Annotated in this window: 14 protein-coding genes; 1 reads left to right on the top strand and 13 read right to left on the bottom strand. The window is 63.7% G+C overall.

Annotation, left to right across the window (positions count from 1 at the left end):
* Nucleotides 1–130: 130 nt before the first annotated feature.
* The 7 genes from QYQ99_RS16455 to QYQ99_RS16425 all read right to left on the bottom strand — a co-directional run bounded on the left by QYQ99_RS16455 (nucleotide 131) and on the right by QYQ99_RS16425 (nucleotide 7,144).
* The gene (locus QYQ99_RS16455; protein WP_302089154.1) at nucleotides 131–1,615 is read right to left on the bottom strand and encodes an amino acid permease; all 1,485 of its coding nucleotides are present in this window, start codon (nucleotides 1,613–1,615) and stop codon (nucleotides 131–133) included.
* A 293-nt stretch (nucleotides 1,616–1,908) separates the two neighbouring features.
* Nucleotides 1,909–2,604, bottom strand: a complete 696-nt coding sequence (locus QYQ99_RS16450) for a phosphatase PAP2 family protein (protein WP_302089153.1) — start codon at nucleotides 2,602–2,604, stop codon at nucleotides 1,909–1,911.
* 113 nt (nucleotides 2,605–2,717) lie between these two features.
* A complete protein-coding gene (locus QYQ99_RS16445) occupies nucleotides 2,718–3,170 on the bottom strand; it encodes a c-type cytochrome (protein WP_302089152.1) in 453 nt (150 codons plus the stop codon).
* Between the two features lie 183 nt (nucleotides 3,171–3,353).
* A complete protein-coding gene (gene purH / locus QYQ99_RS16440) occupies nucleotides 3,354–4,952 on the bottom strand; it encodes a bifunctional phosphoribosylaminoimidazolecarboxamide formyltransferase/IMP cyclohydrolase (protein ID WP_302089151.1) in 1,599 nt (532 codons plus the stop codon).
* A gap of 88 nt (nucleotides 4,953–5,040) precedes the next feature.
* On the bottom strand, nucleotides 5,041–5,274 hold the full coding sequence (locus QYQ99_RS16435) for a Fis family transcriptional regulator (RefSeq protein WP_158393409.1): 234 nt from the start codon (nucleotides 5,272–5,274) through the stop codon (nucleotides 5,041–5,043).
* Complete coding sequence (dusB, locus tag QYQ99_RS16430; RefSeq protein ID WP_302089150.1) at nucleotides 5,271–6,335, bottom strand: tRNA dihydrouridine synthase DusB; 1,065 nt, start codon at nucleotides 6,333–6,335, stop codon at nucleotides 5,271–5,273. The genes QYQ99_RS16435 and dusB overlap by 4 nt, the downstream gene beginning before the upstream one ends.
* A 155-nt stretch (nucleotides 6,336–6,490) precedes the next feature.
* Nucleotides 6,491–7,144, bottom strand: a complete 654-nt coding sequence (locus QYQ99_RS16425; RefSeq protein ID WP_302089149.1) for a M15 family metallopeptidase — start codon at nucleotides 7,142–7,144, stop codon at nucleotides 6,491–6,493.
* A gap of 289 nt (nucleotides 7,145–7,433) precedes the next feature.
* Between QYQ99_RS16425 and QYQ99_RS16420 the strand changes: the two genes are divergently transcribed.
* Nucleotides 7,434–7,955 carry a YqaA family protein gene (locus QYQ99_RS16420; RefSeq protein ID WP_012839739.1) on the top strand — a complete coding sequence of 174 codons (522 nt, stop codon included), beginning with the start codon at nucleotides 7,434–7,436 and terminating at the stop codon, nucleotides 7,953–7,955.
* 1 nt (nucleotide 7,956) lies between these two features.
* Here the strand turns inward: QYQ99_RS16420 and QYQ99_RS16415 are convergent, their stop codons facing one another.
* The 6 genes from QYQ99_RS16415 to QYQ99_RS16390 all read right to left on the bottom strand — a co-directional run bounded on the left by QYQ99_RS16415 (nucleotide 7,957) and on the right by QYQ99_RS16390 (nucleotide 17,046).
* Nucleotides 7,957–9,324: a carbohydrate porin gene (locus tag QYQ99_RS16415; protein ID WP_302089148.1), complete on the bottom strand. Its 1,368-nt coding sequence runs from the start codon at nucleotides 9,322–9,324 to the stop codon at nucleotides 7,957–7,959.
* 242 nt (nucleotides 9,325–9,566) lie between these two features.
* Nucleotides 9,567–10,187 (bottom strand): response regulator transcription factor, encoded by a 621-nt coding sequence (locus tag QYQ99_RS16410; RefSeq protein WP_302089147.1) that lies wholly within the window; start codon nucleotides 10,185–10,187, stop codon nucleotides 9,567–9,569.
* A complete protein-coding gene (locus tag QYQ99_RS16405; RefSeq protein ID WP_302093197.1) occupies nucleotides 10,180–11,280 on the bottom strand; it encodes a sensor histidine kinase in 1,101 nt (366 codons plus the stop codon). The genes QYQ99_RS16410 and QYQ99_RS16405 overlap by 8 nt, the downstream gene beginning before the upstream one ends.
* 89 nt (nucleotides 11,281–11,369) lie before the next feature.
* On the bottom strand, nucleotides 11,370–12,695 hold the full coding sequence (locus tag QYQ99_RS16400) for a TolC family protein (protein WP_302089146.1): 1,326 nt from the start codon (nucleotides 12,693–12,695) through the stop codon (nucleotides 11,370–11,372).
* 38 nt (nucleotides 12,696–12,733) lie between these two features.
* A complete protein-coding gene (locus QYQ99_RS16395; RefSeq protein ID WP_302089145.1) occupies nucleotides 12,734–15,904 on the bottom strand; it encodes an efflux RND transporter permease subunit in 3,171 nt (1,056 codons plus the stop codon).
* Entirely contained in the window at nucleotides 15,901–17,046 is a 1,146-nt protein-coding gene (locus QYQ99_RS16390; RefSeq protein ID WP_302089144.1) for an efflux RND transporter periplasmic adaptor subunit, read from the bottom strand. The genes QYQ99_RS16395 and QYQ99_RS16390 overlap by 4 nt, the downstream gene beginning before the upstream one ends.
* Between the last annotated feature and the right edge of the window lie 218 nt (nucleotides 17,047–17,264).

Genomic DNA, 17,264 nt, shown 5'->3' with positions numbered 1-17,264 from the left:
CTCTAACCAATGTAAAAGCCCTGCAGGGCATTCCCTGCAGGGCTTTTATTTTGATAGCTACTTTCGCTTTATATCAAACGATTTCAGATAGAAAACATACTGAAATCATTTACTATCATGCGCTATCAGCTCACTTTTTATCTGCCTGAGCCAGTCGCGAATGGCGCATGCCATAGGCCATGTAGATCAGCGCTCCCAGCGCCATCCAGCCCACAAAGCGCAGCCAGGTCAGCGTGGTCAGATTCAGCATCAGATAAAAGCACAGCAGGACCGAGAGCACAGGCAGCACAGGCACAAAAGGCACTCGGTAGCCGGCTCCGGCGTCGGGACGCTTTTTGCGCAGCACCAGCACGCCGATGCTGACCAGCACAAAGGCCGACAGCGTGCCGATGTTGATCATCTCCTCCAGCAGCTCCACCTTGGTAAAGCCTGCCAGCAATGCGACGACGGCACCCACCATCAGCTGCAGGCGTACCGGCGTCTTGCGCCTGGCCGAGGTCACGCTCCAGCTGCGCGGCAGCAGGCCGTCGCGCGATAGCGCCATCAGGATCCGGGCCGAGCCCATGAGCAGCACCATGACCACCGTGGTCAGACCCAGCAGCACGCCCACGGCGATCACCTGGGCAGCCCAGTTGGCGCCCACGCTGATGAAGGCTGTGGCCAGCGAGGGATTCTCGGCCTTGGCCAGCTCGGTATAAGGCACCATGCCGGTCAGCGCCAGCGTGACCAGGATGTAGAGCACCGTCACCAGCGCCAGGCCGCCGAAGATGCCGCGCGGCAGCGTTTTCTGTGGCTCCCTGACTTCTTCGGCCGAGGTGGCGACCACGTCGAAGCCGATGAAGGCAAAGAACACCAGCGATGCGCCCGAGATCACGCCCAGCCAGCCGTACTGGCTGGGGCGGGCACCGAACAGCCAGGCCAGCATGGGCTGGCCCCAGACATCGGCGGTCACGCCATGGCCTGCCACGGGCGGCTGGGCCGGCGGCACAAAGGGCGTGAAGTTCTTCAGGTCCATATAGGTGAAGCCCACCACGATCACGAACAGGGTGATGGCGATCTTGATCAGGGTGAACACATTGTTGACCCGGGCCGACTCCTGCGTGCCCAGGATCAGCAGCCCGGTGAACACCGTCACGATGAAGAACGGCCCCCACTCCAGGCTGATGGCTCCCAGATGCAGGGTGCTGGGAATATCCACACCTGCCGTGGCAAACACCGTGGACAGGTAGATGCCCCAGTACTTGGCGATTACCGCGCCGGCGGCAATCATCTCCAGCAGCAGATTCCAGCCGATGATCCAGGCCACGCCCTCGCCCAGCGTCAGATAGGTATAGGTATAGGCGCTGCCCGTGACCGGCACGCTGGAGGCAAACTCCGCATAGCACATGGTGGCCAGCGCGCAGGTGGCGGCCGCCAGGATGAAGGAGAAGATCACGGCCGGTCCCGCAAAGCTGCCCGCCGCGCGCGCACCCACCGAGAAAATGCCGGCCCCGACGGCCACGGCCACGCCGAGAATCATCAGGTCGAACGCGCCCAGGCTGCGTTGAAGTTGACGGCCCGGCTCGTCCGAATCGGCCAGCGCCTGTTCAATGGTTTTGGTTTTCAGCCACTGCATGCATATCCCCAGGCTCTTGGCCGCACTTTTGGCGCGGCGCCTTCGGCCCGGTCCTTTTGTTCAAAACGGCATCCTAGGGATTTCACCAATAACGCGCAGATTCCCTGCAGCATCACCAGTCCATTTGCATGTTTTGTGCAGGCCCGGCTGCACACCCGTCTCAAAACAGACTAGTCAGGCCCACGCTTCACAAAGCCTGCACCGCGCTCAAAAATCGCGCTGCAGTCCTGCATGCAAGCGAGCACTGACGCAAGATTCAAAAAAGGGCCCGCGGCACAGCGGTCCTGCCGCGCTCAGATGCGCGGAGGCTGCGGGGGCACATCGGCCGGGCGAATCAGCAAGCACAGCACCGGCACCAGCAGCAGCGCAGTGACCACATCCAGCACATGGTGCTGATGCACCAGCATGGTTGAGGCGCAGATGGCCGCGCTCCATAGCGCAATCAGCAGACACAGCCCCCAGCGACCACGCTGCCATTGCGCCTGGCAGATGGCCAGACAGGTCAGCGCCGTGTAGACGATGTGCAGCGAGGGCAGCAGATTGTGCGGCTTGTCCACCAGGAACATGGTCGCAAAAATGCTGCGATAGGGCTCGAATTCGGGAGTCGCGCGCTCGAAGGCCAAATTTGCCGGGAACAGCACGAAGATCAGACCGCAGATCAGCGTACCCAACACCTGGCGCTTGCCCAGCGCCGCCGTACCGGGCTGTCCCACCAGCCAGAACGGCAGGGCCAGAAACGGGAAAAACGAGAAATAGACAAAGATGAATTCCGGCACCAGCGGAATCATGGCATCCCAGCGCGTGATGAAGTCATAGCGCTGCTCGCGCAGGCTGGCCAGCCAGTTGGCCGTGGGATAGATCGCGTAGGTGGCGATGTTCACCCATATGGCCCAGAAGACAAAGCCACGCTGACGGGCCTGGGCGTGCACAGGCCTGTGCAGGGCTTGATCGGCTTGACTCGGCACAGGAGCGGGTGCGGGTTTTCTCATGTGCGGATTATGAAAGCAAGGCCGGCCCCCCTGCGTAGGCTGCAAAGCAAAAAAAGCTGCCAGCGCCAAGCGCCAGCAGCCTTTGAATTCACGCAGGATCTCCGCAACCGGGCTTATTGCGCCGCAGCCGATAGCGCCTGAGCCGACAGCACCCAACGGGCCATCTGCAGAGAATCGGCCTCACTGATTTGCGGGTGGCGCGGCATGATCACATTGCCCCAGACACCCACGCTGCCGCTGCGAATCTTGTCTGCCAGATAGCTCTGGGCATCGGCTTGCAAGCCGTACTTCTGTGCGATCTCCGTAAAGCCCGGGCCCACAAATTTGCGGTCCAGACCATGGCAGCGCATGCAATCTGCGCTCTCCACCAGCTTTCGGGCTGCCGCCAGCTCGGGCTTGGCAGCCACCAGCGTATCAGCGGCCTTCTCGGCCGTGCTGACCCGCATGATGCGCCAGCCGATATTGGCCACCCCTAAGGCGCTAGCCACCATGACCAGCCCGATCAGCCAGCCAATCCAGCGTGGACGCGGCGGGTAGTTTTCTTCGTCGTCGATGGGATCAGTCATACCAAAGCAGATTCACAAAAAAGTATGGCCGGCAGACGCCAGCCATTGAGCACATTACCCGAACAAGCATGTCCCATCAAAGGGACAGCGAGCAAGAGCCGCCTCGCAGCGAGGCTGTCGTCCCCCTCCCGATGCCAAGCATCGAGAGAGGGGGAAGGCGCGATAGCGCCTCAGGGGGAGCAATCAGTGCCTGAAGTGACGCACGCCGGTGAACACCATGGCCACGCCACGCTCATTGGCCGCATCGATCACTTCCTGATCGCGCATGGAGCCGCCGGGCTGGGCCACGCAGGTCGCGCCTGCATCGACCACCACGTCCAGGCCGTCGCGGAAGGGGAAGAAGGCGTCCGACGCCACGACCGTGTTCTGCAGCGACAGCTTGGCGGCTTCGGCCTTGATGGAGGCGATGCGTGCCGAATCCAGGCGCGACATCTGACCGGCACCCACGCCCATGGTCATGCCGTTCTTGCAGAAGACGATGGCGTTGGACTTGACGAACTTGGCCACATTCCAGGCAAACAGCAGGTCCTGAAGCTCTTCAGGCGTGGGCTGCTTGACGGTCACGACCTTCAGGTCGGCCAGCTTGAGCTCATGGTTGTCCGAGGTCTGCAGCAGCAGGCCGGAACCGATGCGCTTGGATTCGATGGCGTTGCGGCCGTTGTCCCAGTCGGTTGCGCCGCCGGCGGGCAAAGCGATCTTCATCAGGCGCACATTGACCTTGGACTTGAAGATTTCCAGGGCTTCGGCGCTGAAATCGGGAGCCATCAGCACTTCGACGAACTGCTTGGACACGGCTTCGGCAGCAGCCTTGTCCACCGGGCGGTTGAAGGCAATGATGCCGCCAAACGCGCTGGTGGGGTCGGTCTGGAAGGCCTTGGAATAGGCTTCGAAGGCACTGCCGCCAATCGCCACGCCGCAGGGGTTGGCGTGCTTGACGATCACGCAGGCGGGCACGTCAAAGCTCTTGACGCATTCCCAGGCCGCATCGGCGTCGGCGATATTGTTGTAGCTCAGCTCCTTGCCCTGCAATTGCACGCCCGTGGCCAGCGAGCCGGGAGCGGGGTACAGGTCGCGGTACCAGGCGGCTTGCTGGTGGCTGTTTTCACCGTAGCGCAGATCCTGCACCTTGATGAAATGGCCGTTGGACTGGCCGCCGAACAGGGCGCGCTCGGGCACGTATTCCTCGCTGAGCTTTTCGTCTTCGAACTTGACGCTAGACAGGTAGTCGCTGATCGCTCCGTCGTACTGGGCAATGCGGTTGAAGGCTGCCACGGACAGCGCAAAACGCAGCTTGTCGGACAGCTTGCCACTCGCCTTGAGTTCGGCAAGCACGGCTTCGTACTGGTCGGCGGCGGTCAGAACGCCCACGTCTTTCCAGTTCTTGGCGGCGGAGCGCACCATGGCGGGGCCGCCGATGTCGATGTTCTCGATGGCGTCAGCCAGGGTGCAGCCGGCCTTGGCCACGGTGGCTTCGAAGGGATACAGATTGACCACCAGCAGGTCGATGGTCTCGATGCCATGCTCCTTCAAAGCAGCCATGTGCTCGGGCAGGTCGCGACGAGCCAGCAGACCGCCGTGCACCATGGGGTGCAGGGTCTTGACGCGGCCGTCCAGCATCTCGGGAAATTGGGTGACTTCGGCCACTTCGGTCACAGGCAGGCCCACACCTGCCAGCAGCTTGGCCGTGCCACCGGTGGACAGCAGCTGCACGCCAAGAGCGTGCAGGGCTTGCGCAAATTCGACGATACCGGTCTTGTCAGAGACGGAGATCAGAGCTTTCATGGGCGTCAATTCAAAGTTTGGATAAAAACAAGCTGCAAGTGCAGATATATCAATCGCTTGCAGCTATGGATTCGGTAGCTTTATCGATTCAGAGCAGCTGGTGATCGACCAGCTTTTTGCGCAGGGTGTTGCGATTCAGGCCCAGCCATTCGGCGGCGCGCGACTGGTTGTTGTCGGCCTGGCCCATCACCACTTCCAGCAGCGGTTTTTCGACAAGACGAATCACCATGTCATAGACATTGGCCGGTGTTTCGCCCTCGAGATCGCGGAAATAGCCCTCCAGGCTATCGCGAACGACTTGTTCTAAATTCTGATTGCTCATGCAGCCATTTCTGCCGGTTCGTCCAGCTCGCTGCCTGGTTCAGCAGCGGCCGTGGCCGCCGGGATCCGCTCCATCTGCTGCCCCAGGGCATCCAGATAGTCGGCCACGGCCTGCCATTGCACCGCACAGTCCTCAATAGTGTTGATGTGTTTTCTGAACTCTTCCCCGCCCGGCAGAGCTCGCAGATACCACGCAATATGCTTGCGGGCGCTGCGCACGCCGACTCCCTCGCCATACAGGCTGTAGTGATCTTGCAAATGCTCGAGCAGCAGACGACGCAGCTCGGCCACCAGGGGGGGAGCCAGATGCTCGCCGGTGGCCAGAAAATGCGCGATCTCGCGGAAGATCCACGGTCTGCCCTGGGCTGCACGGCCGACCATGATGGCGTCCGCCCCCGTATAGGCCAGCACATCGCGGGCTTTTTCAGGGCTGCTGATATCGCCATTGGCCACCACGGGCACCTTGACGGCCTGCTTGACGGCCGCAACCGTGTCGTACTCGGCAAAGCCCTTGTAGCCTTGCTCGCGCGTGCGGCCGTGCACGGTCAGCATCTGGATGCCGACATCTTCAAACTGGCGCGCCAGCACCACTGCGTTCTTGTGCGTATCGCACCAGCCGGTGCGCATCTTCAGGGTGACGGGCACGTTGTAGGGACGTGCGGCCTCCACCACGGCCTGGGCAATTTCCACGGCCAGCGGCTCGTTCTGCATCAGGGCGGAGCCCGCCCATTTGTTGCAGACCTTCTTGGCCGGGCAGCCCATGTTGATGTCGATGATCTGCGCGCCGCGCTCGATGTTGTAGATGGCAGCCTCGGCCATCATGGACGCTTCGGTGCCGGCAATCTGGACCGAGATCGGCCCAGGCTCGCCTTCATGGTTGGCTCGGCGACTGGTCTTGAGACTGTTCCACAAGTCCTTGCGGCTGGTCACCATCTCGCTGACCGCGTAGCCGGCCCCCAGTGCCTTGCACAGCTGACGAAACGGCCGGTCCGTCACACCCGCCATGGGAGCGACAAACAGACGATTTGCCAATGGAATATGACCAATGTGCAGGGCGGGCATGGAGAGAATTGGGTTTCTGCGGCAGGCAATGTCTGACACAGACCGGGCGCTGGAAAAGAGGGCTGAATTATACCTGCTTAAATTTTCAGCAAAACCAAACTCCATGCATCACCCTGCGAGGCGAGTCACTATCGAGCCATGGCACCACCGGCGTCTCAGTTTTTACGCACCGGCATCTCAAAGTACTGCTCTGGATAGGGCTCGCTGACCAGCGTGTAATGCCACCACTCCTCGGGCAGATTCTTCCAGCCATTGCGCTGCATCAGGCTGCGCAGCCAGCGGCGGTTGTGCTGCACATCGGGCGACTGCTGGGCATTGTCGGTATGCGACTGCTCGTCAAAGAGATCGAAGGGCGTGCCCATGTCCACCTCGATACCGTCAGCCAACGGCCCACGCACCAGCTTTCCGGCGCGCTTGGCATCCACCACCACCAGCGTCATGTCCACAGTGCTGGCGCGGCTGTGGCCCGATTTCTCGGCGATGTAGCCACGCTTGAAGAGCTCGCTCTTGGGCACGCGCGGGTAATACATATCCTTGTTTTTCTGATCGGCCATATCGCGACCCCAGCGCACAAAGTCGTCGACGGCCGCCTGGGGGCGGTAACAGTCATAGACCTTGAGGGCCAGTCCCTGCCCTGCCAGTTCCTTTTGAACAGCTGCCAGGGATTCGGCGGCCACGCGGCTGAGCCAGCAAACCCCGGCCTCATAGCCAGCCACAGGGCGGCCCATGAAGTTGTGCTTGGAGACATAGCGCATGTCCTGCTTGATGCCGGGCGCCAGCGTCGCCAGCGGCACCAGATCGGCAGCCACCGTGGCCGCTGGTTTGGCATCAGACGGCGCGATGGTCTTTATGTTCGGTGCGCAACCAGCTATCAAAAGCAAAGCGACCGCCAAGCCTGCTGCCTGACTCGATCGCATCATTTTTTTTAGAGGGCTGAAAGCCATTCCTACTCCCATTGATCTGGCGTTACCGGATAACACCCGTGCACGCATTTGGATACGAAACCATATATCAACCGCCTGCAACCGGGCTGATGACTGAGAAATGACAGGATGCAAAGTTCAGGGAATTGAGCGACCCGCCTAAACTAGCCGCCCTATGGAAGCGTGGATACATCAGTTGCTGCAATGGCTGGCCCTGCCGGAGCTGGGCCTTAGCACCGTGTTTGTCGTGGCCCTGGTCTCGGCCACCCTGCTGCCGCTGGGCTCAGAGCCCGTGGTGGCCGCCCTGGTATCAGCCAACCCCGACCTGTTCTGGCCCGCCATTGTGGTCGCCACGGCGGGCAACACGCTGGGTGGGGCCATCAGCTGGTGGATGGGACTGGCCGCCAACCAGGCCTGGAACAAGGCCAAAAAGCTGCGCCGACATGGAGAGCCGCCGCCTCAGAACATGCACCACAAGTCACGCTGGAACCGCATCGCCCGTTACTGGCTGCGCAAATACGGCGCCAAGGCCTGCCTGCTGAGCTGGCTGCCCGTCGTCGGCGACCCGCTATGCGCGGTCGCCGGCTGGGTGCGCCTGCCTTTCTGGCCTTGCGTCGCCTATATGGCAGTGGGCAAATTCCTGCGCTATACCTTGATGACGGCAGGCCTGCACCAGATCATCCTGCGGTTTTTCTAGATCAGAACTCGGTGTGCAAACGCACAGCCAGTGCGTTGACGGGCCCACGGTCCGCGTTGTATGCAGGGTTGCGGATATGCTGCCAGTCAAAGCTGATGCTGGATTGTTTGCTGATCGCCACGCTGTAGAACATCTCAAGAATATTCTCGGGCTTGTAGTTCAGACGCCCGTCACCAATGAACGCCCCCACTCCGCCCTCTGCCAGATACTGGCGGTGTGAGGACGAGAGGAAATTGCGCGCCACGCCTATGCCCAGCGTATCGTTCGCCCTGCCCCATTTGCGCCCCTGAATCAGCAGGCCTGCAGAAAGAGAGCGGTCGATTTCCGTGAAGGCATAGATTTCCGTCTTGCCATCCGCCCAGCTGCCACGAGCAAACAGACCCACGTCATCACTCAGTGCCTGCTCCAGGTTGATGCCGAAGCCCTGCTTGCTTCTGGCACCGTAGCGCGCAGCATTCAGATCCGGCACCGCCCCGGTCTGCGCCGCCAGGCTCAGTGCATCGCCATAGCGCGTCATCACGGCGTGGTTGCGGAAGACCAAAGCCCGCAGCTTTCCCGGCTGGCCGGCCAGCGTGTGTGCGTGGGCTACTTCCAGCTGATCGCCGTAGTGTTTGAAAATTCGATAGTCCAACGGCTGTCCGTTGGGCTCCTTGGGCTGGATGAAGCGACCGAAGCGCACCTCCCAGTCGTCGTGAAACCACTCCAGCACCGCTCCCCAGCTATAACCTCGGGCATCTGCGGCATAGTCAAACGCGCCTTGAGCCATCAGTGACCAGTTCATGAACTGCGTGCGCGGATCATGGCTGTAGCGGTTGTTGTCAAAGAGATCGATGACCGCCAGATTGCCCACCGTGAGCACAGTACGGCGCTTGTCCACCATGCCCGCCAACTGCCTTGCCCCTGACTCCACCGCCTCTTGCTCACCCCCCTGATTCCAGGTCTGGCGCAAGAATGCACGGGCGCGATAGAGCTTCAATTTTGCTCCCGAGGTTTTGGCCAATTCCCCATTGGTAAAGCCACCCAGGCCTGCCAGTCCCGACAGAGGAATGCCCTGCGCGCCTTCCAGATCAAGATAGACCTCCCCCCCGGCCCATGGACGGTATCCGAGAGATGCAGTGGTCGTGAAGGAGTAGCTGCGCTCGCGCCCTGGCAGCAAGCTTTTCTCTCCGGAGTAGGGGGCAGAAAAGGACGGCTTGCGCTGCCAGACATAGGTGGCCTGGAACTTGGCATTCCACTTCTCGGGCTCTGCGCCTGCCCCACCCGCATCAGTGGCTGACGCTGCTGCAGAGGCTTCTTCACTGCCTGCAGGGACTGGCTCTGCACTGTGCTGCGCATGAGCCGTCAGCCCCCACATCAAGCACAAGGACATCAAGGTGCCCGTGCAAAGCTTTCCGAAACCCATTTTGTTATTGAATGTTCTTTGCTGACGCATTGACCGCTCCTGGCGAACCCGCCATTGTGAACTGGCAAACCCGTACACGTTCCAAAAAATGCATGCGCAAACTGCACAAGGAAACCGACACGAACAATTTTTACGTTCGCCGTACAGCCCCCCGCGACACCCGCTGCGCCCGCGAAATGACGCCCGGCAGGCCAACCATGCGGCCAGCATCAGCGGATGCTCAGCTTCTCCAGCATGCGCACCAGCTCGGCAACCGAGCCAGCGTCCATCTTGCGCATAGCTTGAGATCGCCTGACTTTGATGGTGATCTCGCTGACATCCAGCTCTGCCGCGATCTGCTTGTTGAGCAGGCCTCGCACCACGCCAATCAACACCGACTGCTCCCCACTGGACAGCGAATTCCAACGCGAACGCAACTCCAGCAACTGCCCATCCTGCGCACGGCGCTGGCGATCAAGCGCAATACCTTGCTGTATGGCATCCAGCAGATCCTGATCGCGAAACGGCTTGGTCAGAAACTCTATGGCCCCGGTCTTCATGGCCTCCACGCTCATGGGAATATCTCCATGCCCGGTGATGAAGATGGTGGGAAAGCGCAGGCCCTGCTCCAGCATCTGGCGCCTGAACTCCATGCCGCTCTGGCCCGGCATGCGGATGTCCAGCACCAGGCAGGCCGGCCCCTGGGGCGGACTCAGCTCCAGATGGGCGAGAAAGTCACGCGTCGCGCCGAAGGCGGACACGGCCAGGCCCACGGAGAGAAGCAAATCCTCGATGGCCGCGCGCACCGAGGCGTCGTCATCGATCACATACACGGTTTCGAGTTCAGCCAAGCTGGTGTCCTCCTGCTGCGGGCTCCCCCGGGGCGACGAAAGCCGCGATGCTCACATGGAACACTGCGCCGCAGCGCCCATCCTCGCGGTCCGTGGCCCAGATGCGGCCACCGTTGGCCTCGGCCATGTGACGGCTGATGTTCAGCCCCAGACCCATGCCCTCGCGCTTGGTAGTCCAGAAGGCATCGAACAGATGGCTTTTGGCCTGCAGCGACAGCCCCTCTCCCGCATCGGTGACGGTCAGCACCAACTGCTGGCCCAGCGCCTGGGTGGCCACGGAAATGCGCCGCTGCACGGCCGCAGTGTCCTGCATGGCGTCCATGGCGTTGAGCAGCAGATTGCCCAGCACCTGCAAAAACTGCACTCGGTCGCACCAGGCGGGCGCCAGGCCCGGCGCCAGTTGCAGGTCCATGGCGATGGAGCGCTGGTTCAGGTCCGCGCCCGACAGATTCACCATCTCACGCACCGCCTCGTTGAGATCGAACTTCTGCTTGCTCGGCCCCTCGCCGCGTGCCATGGAGCGGATACGCGCAATGACATCGCTGGCGCGCCGCGCATCGCCCAGGATGCGCTCCAGCGCCTGGCCGGCTTTTTCAAGATTCGGCGGCTGCTGGGCCAGCCAGCGCTGGCAGGCATTGCCGCTGGTGACGATGGCGGCCAGCGGCTGGTTGACCTCATGGGCGATCGAGGCCGTCACCTGTCCCAGACTGGTGGCCTGAGTGATGCGCAGCAGCTGGGTCTGTGCCGCGTGGGCCGCATTCTGGGCGGCCACCATCTTCAGGCCCAGATAGGCCGTGATGACGATGGCCAGGATGCTGATGCCCGTGTTGATGAGTCCGGTGCGGTAGGCACCGGCCGGCGTCAGCGCAAAGCTGGCCAGCGTAAGCGCTATGCACAGCGCCGTGACGCCTATCACCAGGCGCGGGCTGAACCATCGCACCGCCACGAGGATGACGGCCGTGTGGAACACGGCCGCGGCCACCGCATACTCGGTCAACGTATCCAGCGCGAAGATGGCGGCCATGGTCGCGGCCAGGCCGGCCAGGATCAGGGCCCGGCGCAGATGCACAAAGCGTTGCGGTTCGGCGGTCATGGCATGCAGGGCAGAGCTCAGGGCGTGAAAGACCCGCTGATTGTGGCGCAAGATGCGCGCGCGCCAGCCCTGTCCACCGACTGCGCTCATCACAGCGCGGGCCGCTGGCCTATGCTCAGTTGCAGGTCCACAGTGGCCTTGGCCAGATCGGCATCGGCCTGCAGATAGCCGAGATAGGCATCATCGGCCGAGCGCTGGGCCGACAGCAGCTCCAGCAACGAAGCCTGGCCGTGGCGGTAGGACAGGCGAATGCTCTCGAGCACGCGCTGCGCATCGGCCAGCACATTGCTGCGATAGCGCTCCACGTTCTCCTGCGCCGCCGCGAAGCGGAAGTAGGCGGAACGCACACCGGCCTCGGCCTTGTGCTGCGACTGCTGCAGCCCCAGCATGGCCTGGGTCACGACGGCCTCGGCCTGCAGCACCTCGCCGCGGTTCAGGCGCGAGAACGGGATGGGCATGCTCACCGAGACCGAGAGCATGCGCGAGCGGTTGCCCGCGTCGAAGGCATTGCCCTGGACATCCACACCCGCGGATGTGGCCGCAATGGCGGTCATGCCCACGGCCAGCGTGGGATTGACCCAGCGGTTGGCCTGGGCCACACCGGCGTTGTCGCGAGCATTCTCCAGCGTGGCCTGGGCCACACGCACATCGCTGCGCACCTGCAGGGCCTGGACCACCAGGGCTTCGATGTTCTTGTCGTTCGCAAAGGGCTGGAAATCGCATTGCAGTTCCTCGGAGCCGAAGACCTCCGAGAGCTTGCGCCCCAGCGGCACGCTCAGGGCCAGACGCGAGGTCTGGGCATCGGCGCGCGCCTGGGTCACATCGGCCTGGAACTGGTCGCGCTCCACGCGCGACTGCCGCCACTCCACTGTGCCGATGTCGCCGGCCTTGCGCCGCACCTCGTTGGCCTTGACCACATCGGACAGGGCCTTGAGCGTCTGCTCCTTGCGCTCCAGCGCCTGGCGGTCGCGGCAGGCCTGGGTGAAGTCCTGGGCCGCATCGGAAAACAGCTGAGTGCGGAAGCCCTCGACGCCGGCCTCGGCCAGCTTCACCTGGCTGCGTGCGGCACGGATGCGGGCCGAGCGCTTGCCGCCGGTCTCCAGCTCCATGCTGAGCTCGTAGGTCCGGTTCAGCGGGCGCGGCAGGCCGCTGCTGACCTGTTCGCGCGCGGCCCCCAGCGAGAGCTGGGGATCGGGGCGTATGCCCGCGATGCCGATACCAGCCTGGGCCGACACCACGTTCTGTTGCTCGGATTGCAAGTCCAGGCTGTGCTGCTCGACGGCGTTCAGATAGTCGATAAAGCGCAGCCCGGCGGCCGCAGGCTGCGCTGCTGCCTGGGCCAATGCCGCGCCGCCCAGGCCCAGCGCCGCCAGCAGCAGAGCCAGGCGCTTGAGGGAGAGGAAGGGAGATTGCATGGTGCTTCCAAGTTGATAGGTATCGCGTGGGCCCGGACTCAGGGGGCCATGCGCTCTGCGGCGGCCGATGTCGTCACGGCAGCGGCATCCTCGTCGTCGAGTTCGCCGCGCTCGGCCGCACGCCGGCGCTTGCGCTCTGCCGCGCGCTGGGCACGCAGCTCGATCACGTAGTAGAGACTGGGCAGCAGCAGCAGCGTCAGCAAGGTGGCGCTGACCAGGCCGCAGACCACCACGGTGGCCAGGGGCCGCTGCACATCGCTGCCCAAGCCCGTGGCCAGCATGGCCGGCATGAGGCCGAAGGCCGCCACGGTGGCCGTCATCAGCACCGGGCGCATGCGGCTGGAGGCCCCCTCGAGCACGGCCTCGCGCAGCTGCAGCCCGTCCTCGCGGCGCAGCCGGTTGATCTGCGAGACCATGAGCACGCCCGACAGCACGGCCACGCCAAACAGCGCGATAAAGCCCACGGCACTCGATACATTGAGCGTCATGCCGCGCAGGTGCAGTCCGGCAAAGCCGCCGATCATGGCCAGCGGCACCACGCCCAGCACCAAGAGCGGCTGGCGCAGATTGCCGAACTCGCCGAACAGCAGCACCAGCATGATGCCCAGCGTCAGCGGCAGGATGACCAGCAGCCGCGCCTCGGCACGCTGCAGGTTCTCGAACTGGCCGCCCCACTCGATATGGGTCTTCTGGTGGTCGTACTGGAGCTGGGTATCGAGGGCATCGTGTGCATCCTTGAGGAAGCCCGCGAGATCGCGGCCGCGCACATTGAGCTTGACCAGAATGTGGCGCTCGCCGCCCTCGCGCACGATCACGCTCTGGCCCACCGTGGTGCTGATGCGCGCCACGTCGGCCAGCGGCACCTGGGCGCCGTTGGTCGCGGCCAGGCGCAACGCGCCTATGGCCTCGGGGTTGCTGCGCGTGCCGGGCGCGAAGCGCACCGTCATGTCGTAGCTGCGTTCACCCACGTAGAGCTGGCCTATGGAGGCCCCGCCCACGCCCGTGGAAATCAGCTGCGCCACATCGGCGGCATTGATGCCGTAGCGTGCGGCGGCCGCACGGTCCAGGTCTATGCGCAGATTGGGCAGCGGCGGCTCGATGTCCACGGCCACATCGGCCGCACCGGGCACCTTGGACAGAATGCCCACCATCTCGTCGGCCACGCGCCGGTCCTCGCTCAGGTCCTGGCCGTAGACCTTCACGGTCAGATCGCTGTGCGCGCCCGAGAGCTTGTCCTGCACGCCGTCGATCATGGGCTGCATGAAGCCCACTGTATAGCCGGGCAGCTTCTCGAAGCGCTCGGCCATCTTGGCAATCAGCTGCTGCTTGTTCAGGCCCGACTTCCATTGGTCGTAGGGATGCAGGCCCACGCTGGCCTCGATGTGCGAGGGCGTCCAGTAGTCGGTGCCGTCGTCGTTGCGTCCGGTCTGGGTCACGATATAGGACACCTCGGGGAACTCCCGCGTGGCCCGGCGCAGTTCGTCGGCCATGTCACGCGCCTTGTCCAGCGTGATGCCCGGCGGCATCTGCACCTGCAGCCAGATCGAGCCTTCGTCCAGATAGGGCAGGAAGTCGCGGCCTATGGAGCCGGCCAGCAGCACCAGCGCCACCAGTGCCGCCGCTACGGCCCCGACCAGCCAGCGCATCTGCCCCACGGCCGCGCCGAGGAAGCGGTCATAGCGCTCGCCCAGGAAGTGGAGCACGGGGTTGTGGAAGATCTTGCGCGGACGGCGAAAGGCCAGCCAGGCCAGGCCCGGCGTGAGCAGCAGCGCCACGGCCAGCGCCCCCACCAGGGCCGCCCCCACGGCACTGGCCATGGGCGAAAACAGCTTGTACTCGATGCGCTCGAAGCCGAACAGCGGCAGATAGGCGGCCGCGATCACACACATGCCGAAGAAGATGGGACGCGCCACCTGCAGCGTGGCCGAGATGGCATCGCGCGGGGTCAAGGGCTTGTCCCGCTGGGCCTCGCGGCGGCGCAGAATGTTCTCGACCACGACCACGGAGCCGTCGACCAGAATGCCGAAGTCGATGGCTCCCAGCGACAGCAGATTGGCCGGGATCTTGGCGTGATGCATGAACACAAAGGCCAGCAGCAGCGCCATGGGAATGGTCAGCGCCACAATCAGCGCCGCGCGCGGGCTGCCCAGGAACAGCAGCAGCACCAGGGTCACGACGATCATGCCTTCGGCCAGTGTCTTGCCCACGGTATGCGTGGTGCGCTCGATCAGCGTGGCGCGGTCCAGATAGGGCACGACCTTGACGTCGGGCGGCAGCAGCTTCTCGTTGAGCTCCTTCACCGCAGCATGAATGCCCTCCAGCGCCTTGGAGGGATTGGCGTCCTTGAGCAGCAACACGATGCCTTCCAGCGTGTCGGAGTTGTCGTCCTTGCCCAGAATGCCGCGGCGCTCCACATTGCCATAGGTCAGCTGCCCCAGGTCCTTGACCAGAATCGGCGTGCCGTTGTCCGAGGTCTTGACCACCACATTCCCCATGTCGTCGAGCGATCTCAGCAAGCCCACGCCGCGCACCACATAGGAGACATCGCCCCGGTCTATGACGCTGCCGCCGCCGCTGGCGTTGTGGGCATTGATGGCATCGATCACCTGGGACAGGGTCAGCCCGTACTGCAGCAGGCGCGCGGGGTCGAGCTCGAGCATGAACTGCGTGGTCAGGCCGCCGAAGTTCGTCACGTCCACCACGGACTGGGCTTTCTTGAGCCGCGGGATCACCACCCACTGCTGCAGCTCGGACAGCTCGCGCAGGCTGTGCGTGGGACTCTCCAAGGTATAGCGGTAGACCTCACCCGTGGGCGAGCTGTAGGGGTCGAGCGCGGCGCGCGCGCCATAGGGCAGATCGACCTCGTCCATGCGCTCCTTGAGGCGCTGGCGCGCCCAGTAGCCGTCGACCCCGTCCTCGAACACCACGGTGATCAGCGACAGGCCGAACAGGCTGCGCGAACGCAGCACATGCATGGCCGGCGTGGCCAGCAGCGCACGCTCCAGCGGAATCGTGATCTGCTGCTCGATTTCCTCGGCCGCCAGGCCCGGCACCTGGGTGACGATCTGCGAGGTCACATCGGCGATGTCGGGATAGGCTTCCAGCGGCAGCTGCTTCCAGCTGAACCCGCCATACAGGGCCGCGAAGATGAAGATCAGCCACACCACGCCCCGGCGCGCGAAGCTGAGATTGACGATGCGCTCGATCATTGCAGCAGCACTCCACCGTTGATGACGATGCGCTCGCCGGCAGCGAGACCAGAGCGGATCTCCACCTTGCCGTCCTGCTGCACGCCGACCTGCACGTCGCGCGGCTCAAAGCGCGCGCCCTTGTCCGTTCGGCCCTTGTCCACGAACACCCGCGCGCTCACATTGCCCTGGAGCAGCGCCGTGGTCGGCACCATGAGGGCGTCGCGGCCCGGGCCGTCGAAGCTCACGCGCGCAAACATGCCGGGGCGCAGCCGCCCTTCGCGGTTGTCCACCGCCACGCGCACCTTCACGCTGCGCGTGGCGGTGTCGACGATCTCGCCCACGTATTGCACACGGCCTTCGAGCTTGAGATCGGGATAGGCGGTCAGCGCGATATGCGCCTCCTGGCCCACATCCACATGAGCGAGGTCGCGCTCGGGCACGCTGGCGCTGAGCCAGACCTTGCTGAGGTCGGCCACGGTCATCACCGAGGCATTCACATCATTCCAGTAGCCGCCCTGCGAGCCCGCCATCTCCACCACGCGCCCGCTGATCGGCGACTTGATCACATAGCTGCCGCGCGAGCTGGCCTGCACATCGGCGCCCAGCTGGGCCAGGCGATCGGTCGCCGCGCGCGCATCGGCGCTGGCTGCGGCCAGGGATTGCTGCGCGGTCTCATAGTCCTTGCGCGCCGCGATCTCGGCATCGAACAGCAGCTTCTGGCGGTCGAACTCCTGGCGCGCCAGCAGCAGCGCGGACTGGGCCTTGGCATTGTCGGCCCGGGCGCCCGAGATATCGGAGGAGTCCATGGTGATCAAGGCCTCGCCGGCCTTGACCGGGTCGCCCAGCTGCCGGTGCAGACGCACCAGCCGGCCCGCGACCGGAGGCGTGATCTTGACCATCTTTTCAGGCTCGGCCTCGATATTGGCCGGCGCCGAGATCAGGGTCTGGACCTGCTCCTGGGTGACCTGGGCGAGCTTCAGCTGCACCAGCACCGGAGATTGCGGCGGCACCACGACCAGATTGCCTTCGCGGTACAGCGCAGTCCGGCTATCGGCAGCGGCGGCCGGCGTCTGTTTGTCGCCGTTGCAGGCAGCGAGCGCCAGACACAACAGCAGGCAGGCAGGCCCCACGGGACTGCAGGAGTTCAGGACTGGTTTCATAAGCAGCAAACAGTGGCATCGATAGGGCCAGGGCAGGTCCCGGCCCGGGATTGATCCTGTCTCGCTCTCGCAACTTCTTGAATGCAGAAGCCGCTTTGCAGCAAGACAGAGAAGCGGGAGAGCATGGGGAAGCCGCACGCCATGACGCCGTCAAGGAATGGTCATCCAAGGGGAACTCCTCCATGCGATGGGCGGCAAAGCATGCCGCCGTGGCGCCA

This window comes from Comamonas testosteroni (genome assembly GCF_030505195.1).
In the GTDB taxonomy this organism is placed as follows: domain Bacteria; phylum Pseudomonadota; class Gammaproteobacteria; order Burkholderiales; family Burkholderiaceae_C; genus Comamonas; species Comamonas testosteroni_G.
The sequence above is the reverse complement of the archived record's forward strand: the minus strand, read 5'-3'. Positions and strand labels throughout refer to the sequence as shown.

Excerpts from the sequence above, each read along its gene's own strand:
- QYQ99_RS16445 (WP_302089152.1), bottom strand. The coding sequence starts at position 3,170 with ATGACTGATCCCATCGACGACGAAGAAAACTACCCGCCGCGTCCACGC.
- QYQ99_RS16415 (WP_302089148.1), bottom strand. The coding sequence starts at position 9,324 with ATGTCCTTGTGCTTGATGTGGGGGCTGACGGCTCATGCGCAGCACAGT.
- QYQ99_RS16395 (WP_302089145.1), bottom strand. The coding sequence starts at position 15,904 with ATGATCGAGCGCATCGTCAATCTCAGCTTCGCGCGCCGGGGCGTGGTG.
- QYQ99_RS16405 (WP_302093197.1), bottom strand. The coding sequence starts at position 11,280 with ATGACCGCCGAACCGCAACGCTTTGTGCATCTGCGCCGGGCCCTGATC.
- QYQ99_RS16435 (WP_158393409.1), bottom strand. The coding sequence starts at position 5,274 with ATGAGCAATCAGAATTTAGAACAAGTCGTTCGCGATAGCCTGGAGGGC.
- QYQ99_RS16455 (WP_302089154.1), bottom strand. The coding sequence starts at position 1,615 with ATGCAGTGGCTGAAAACCAAAACCATTGAACAGGCGCTGGCCGATTCG.
- purH (WP_302089151.1), bottom strand. The coding sequence starts at position 4,952 with ATGAAAGCTCTGATCTCCGTCTCTGACAAGACCGGTATCGTCGAATTT.
- QYQ99_RS16450 (WP_302089153.1), bottom strand. The coding sequence starts at position 2,604 with ATGAGAAAACCCGCACCCGCTCCTGTGCCGAGTCAAGCCGATCAAGCC.
- dusB (WP_302089150.1), bottom strand. The coding sequence starts at position 6,335 with ATGCCCGCCCTGCACATTGGTCATATTCCATTGGCAAATCGTCTGTTT.
- QYQ99_RS16390 (WP_302089144.1), bottom strand. The coding sequence starts at position 17,046 with ATGAAACCAGTCCTGAACTCCTGCAGTCCCGTGGGGCCTGCCTGCCTG.
- QYQ99_RS16400 (WP_302089146.1), bottom strand. The coding sequence starts at position 12,695 with ATGCAATCTCCCTTCCTCTCCCTCAAGCGCCTGGCTCTGCTGCTGGCG.
- QYQ99_RS16420 (WP_012839739.1), top strand. The coding sequence starts at position 7,434 with ATGGAAGCGTGGATACATCAGTTGCTGCAATGGCTGGCCCTGCCGGAG.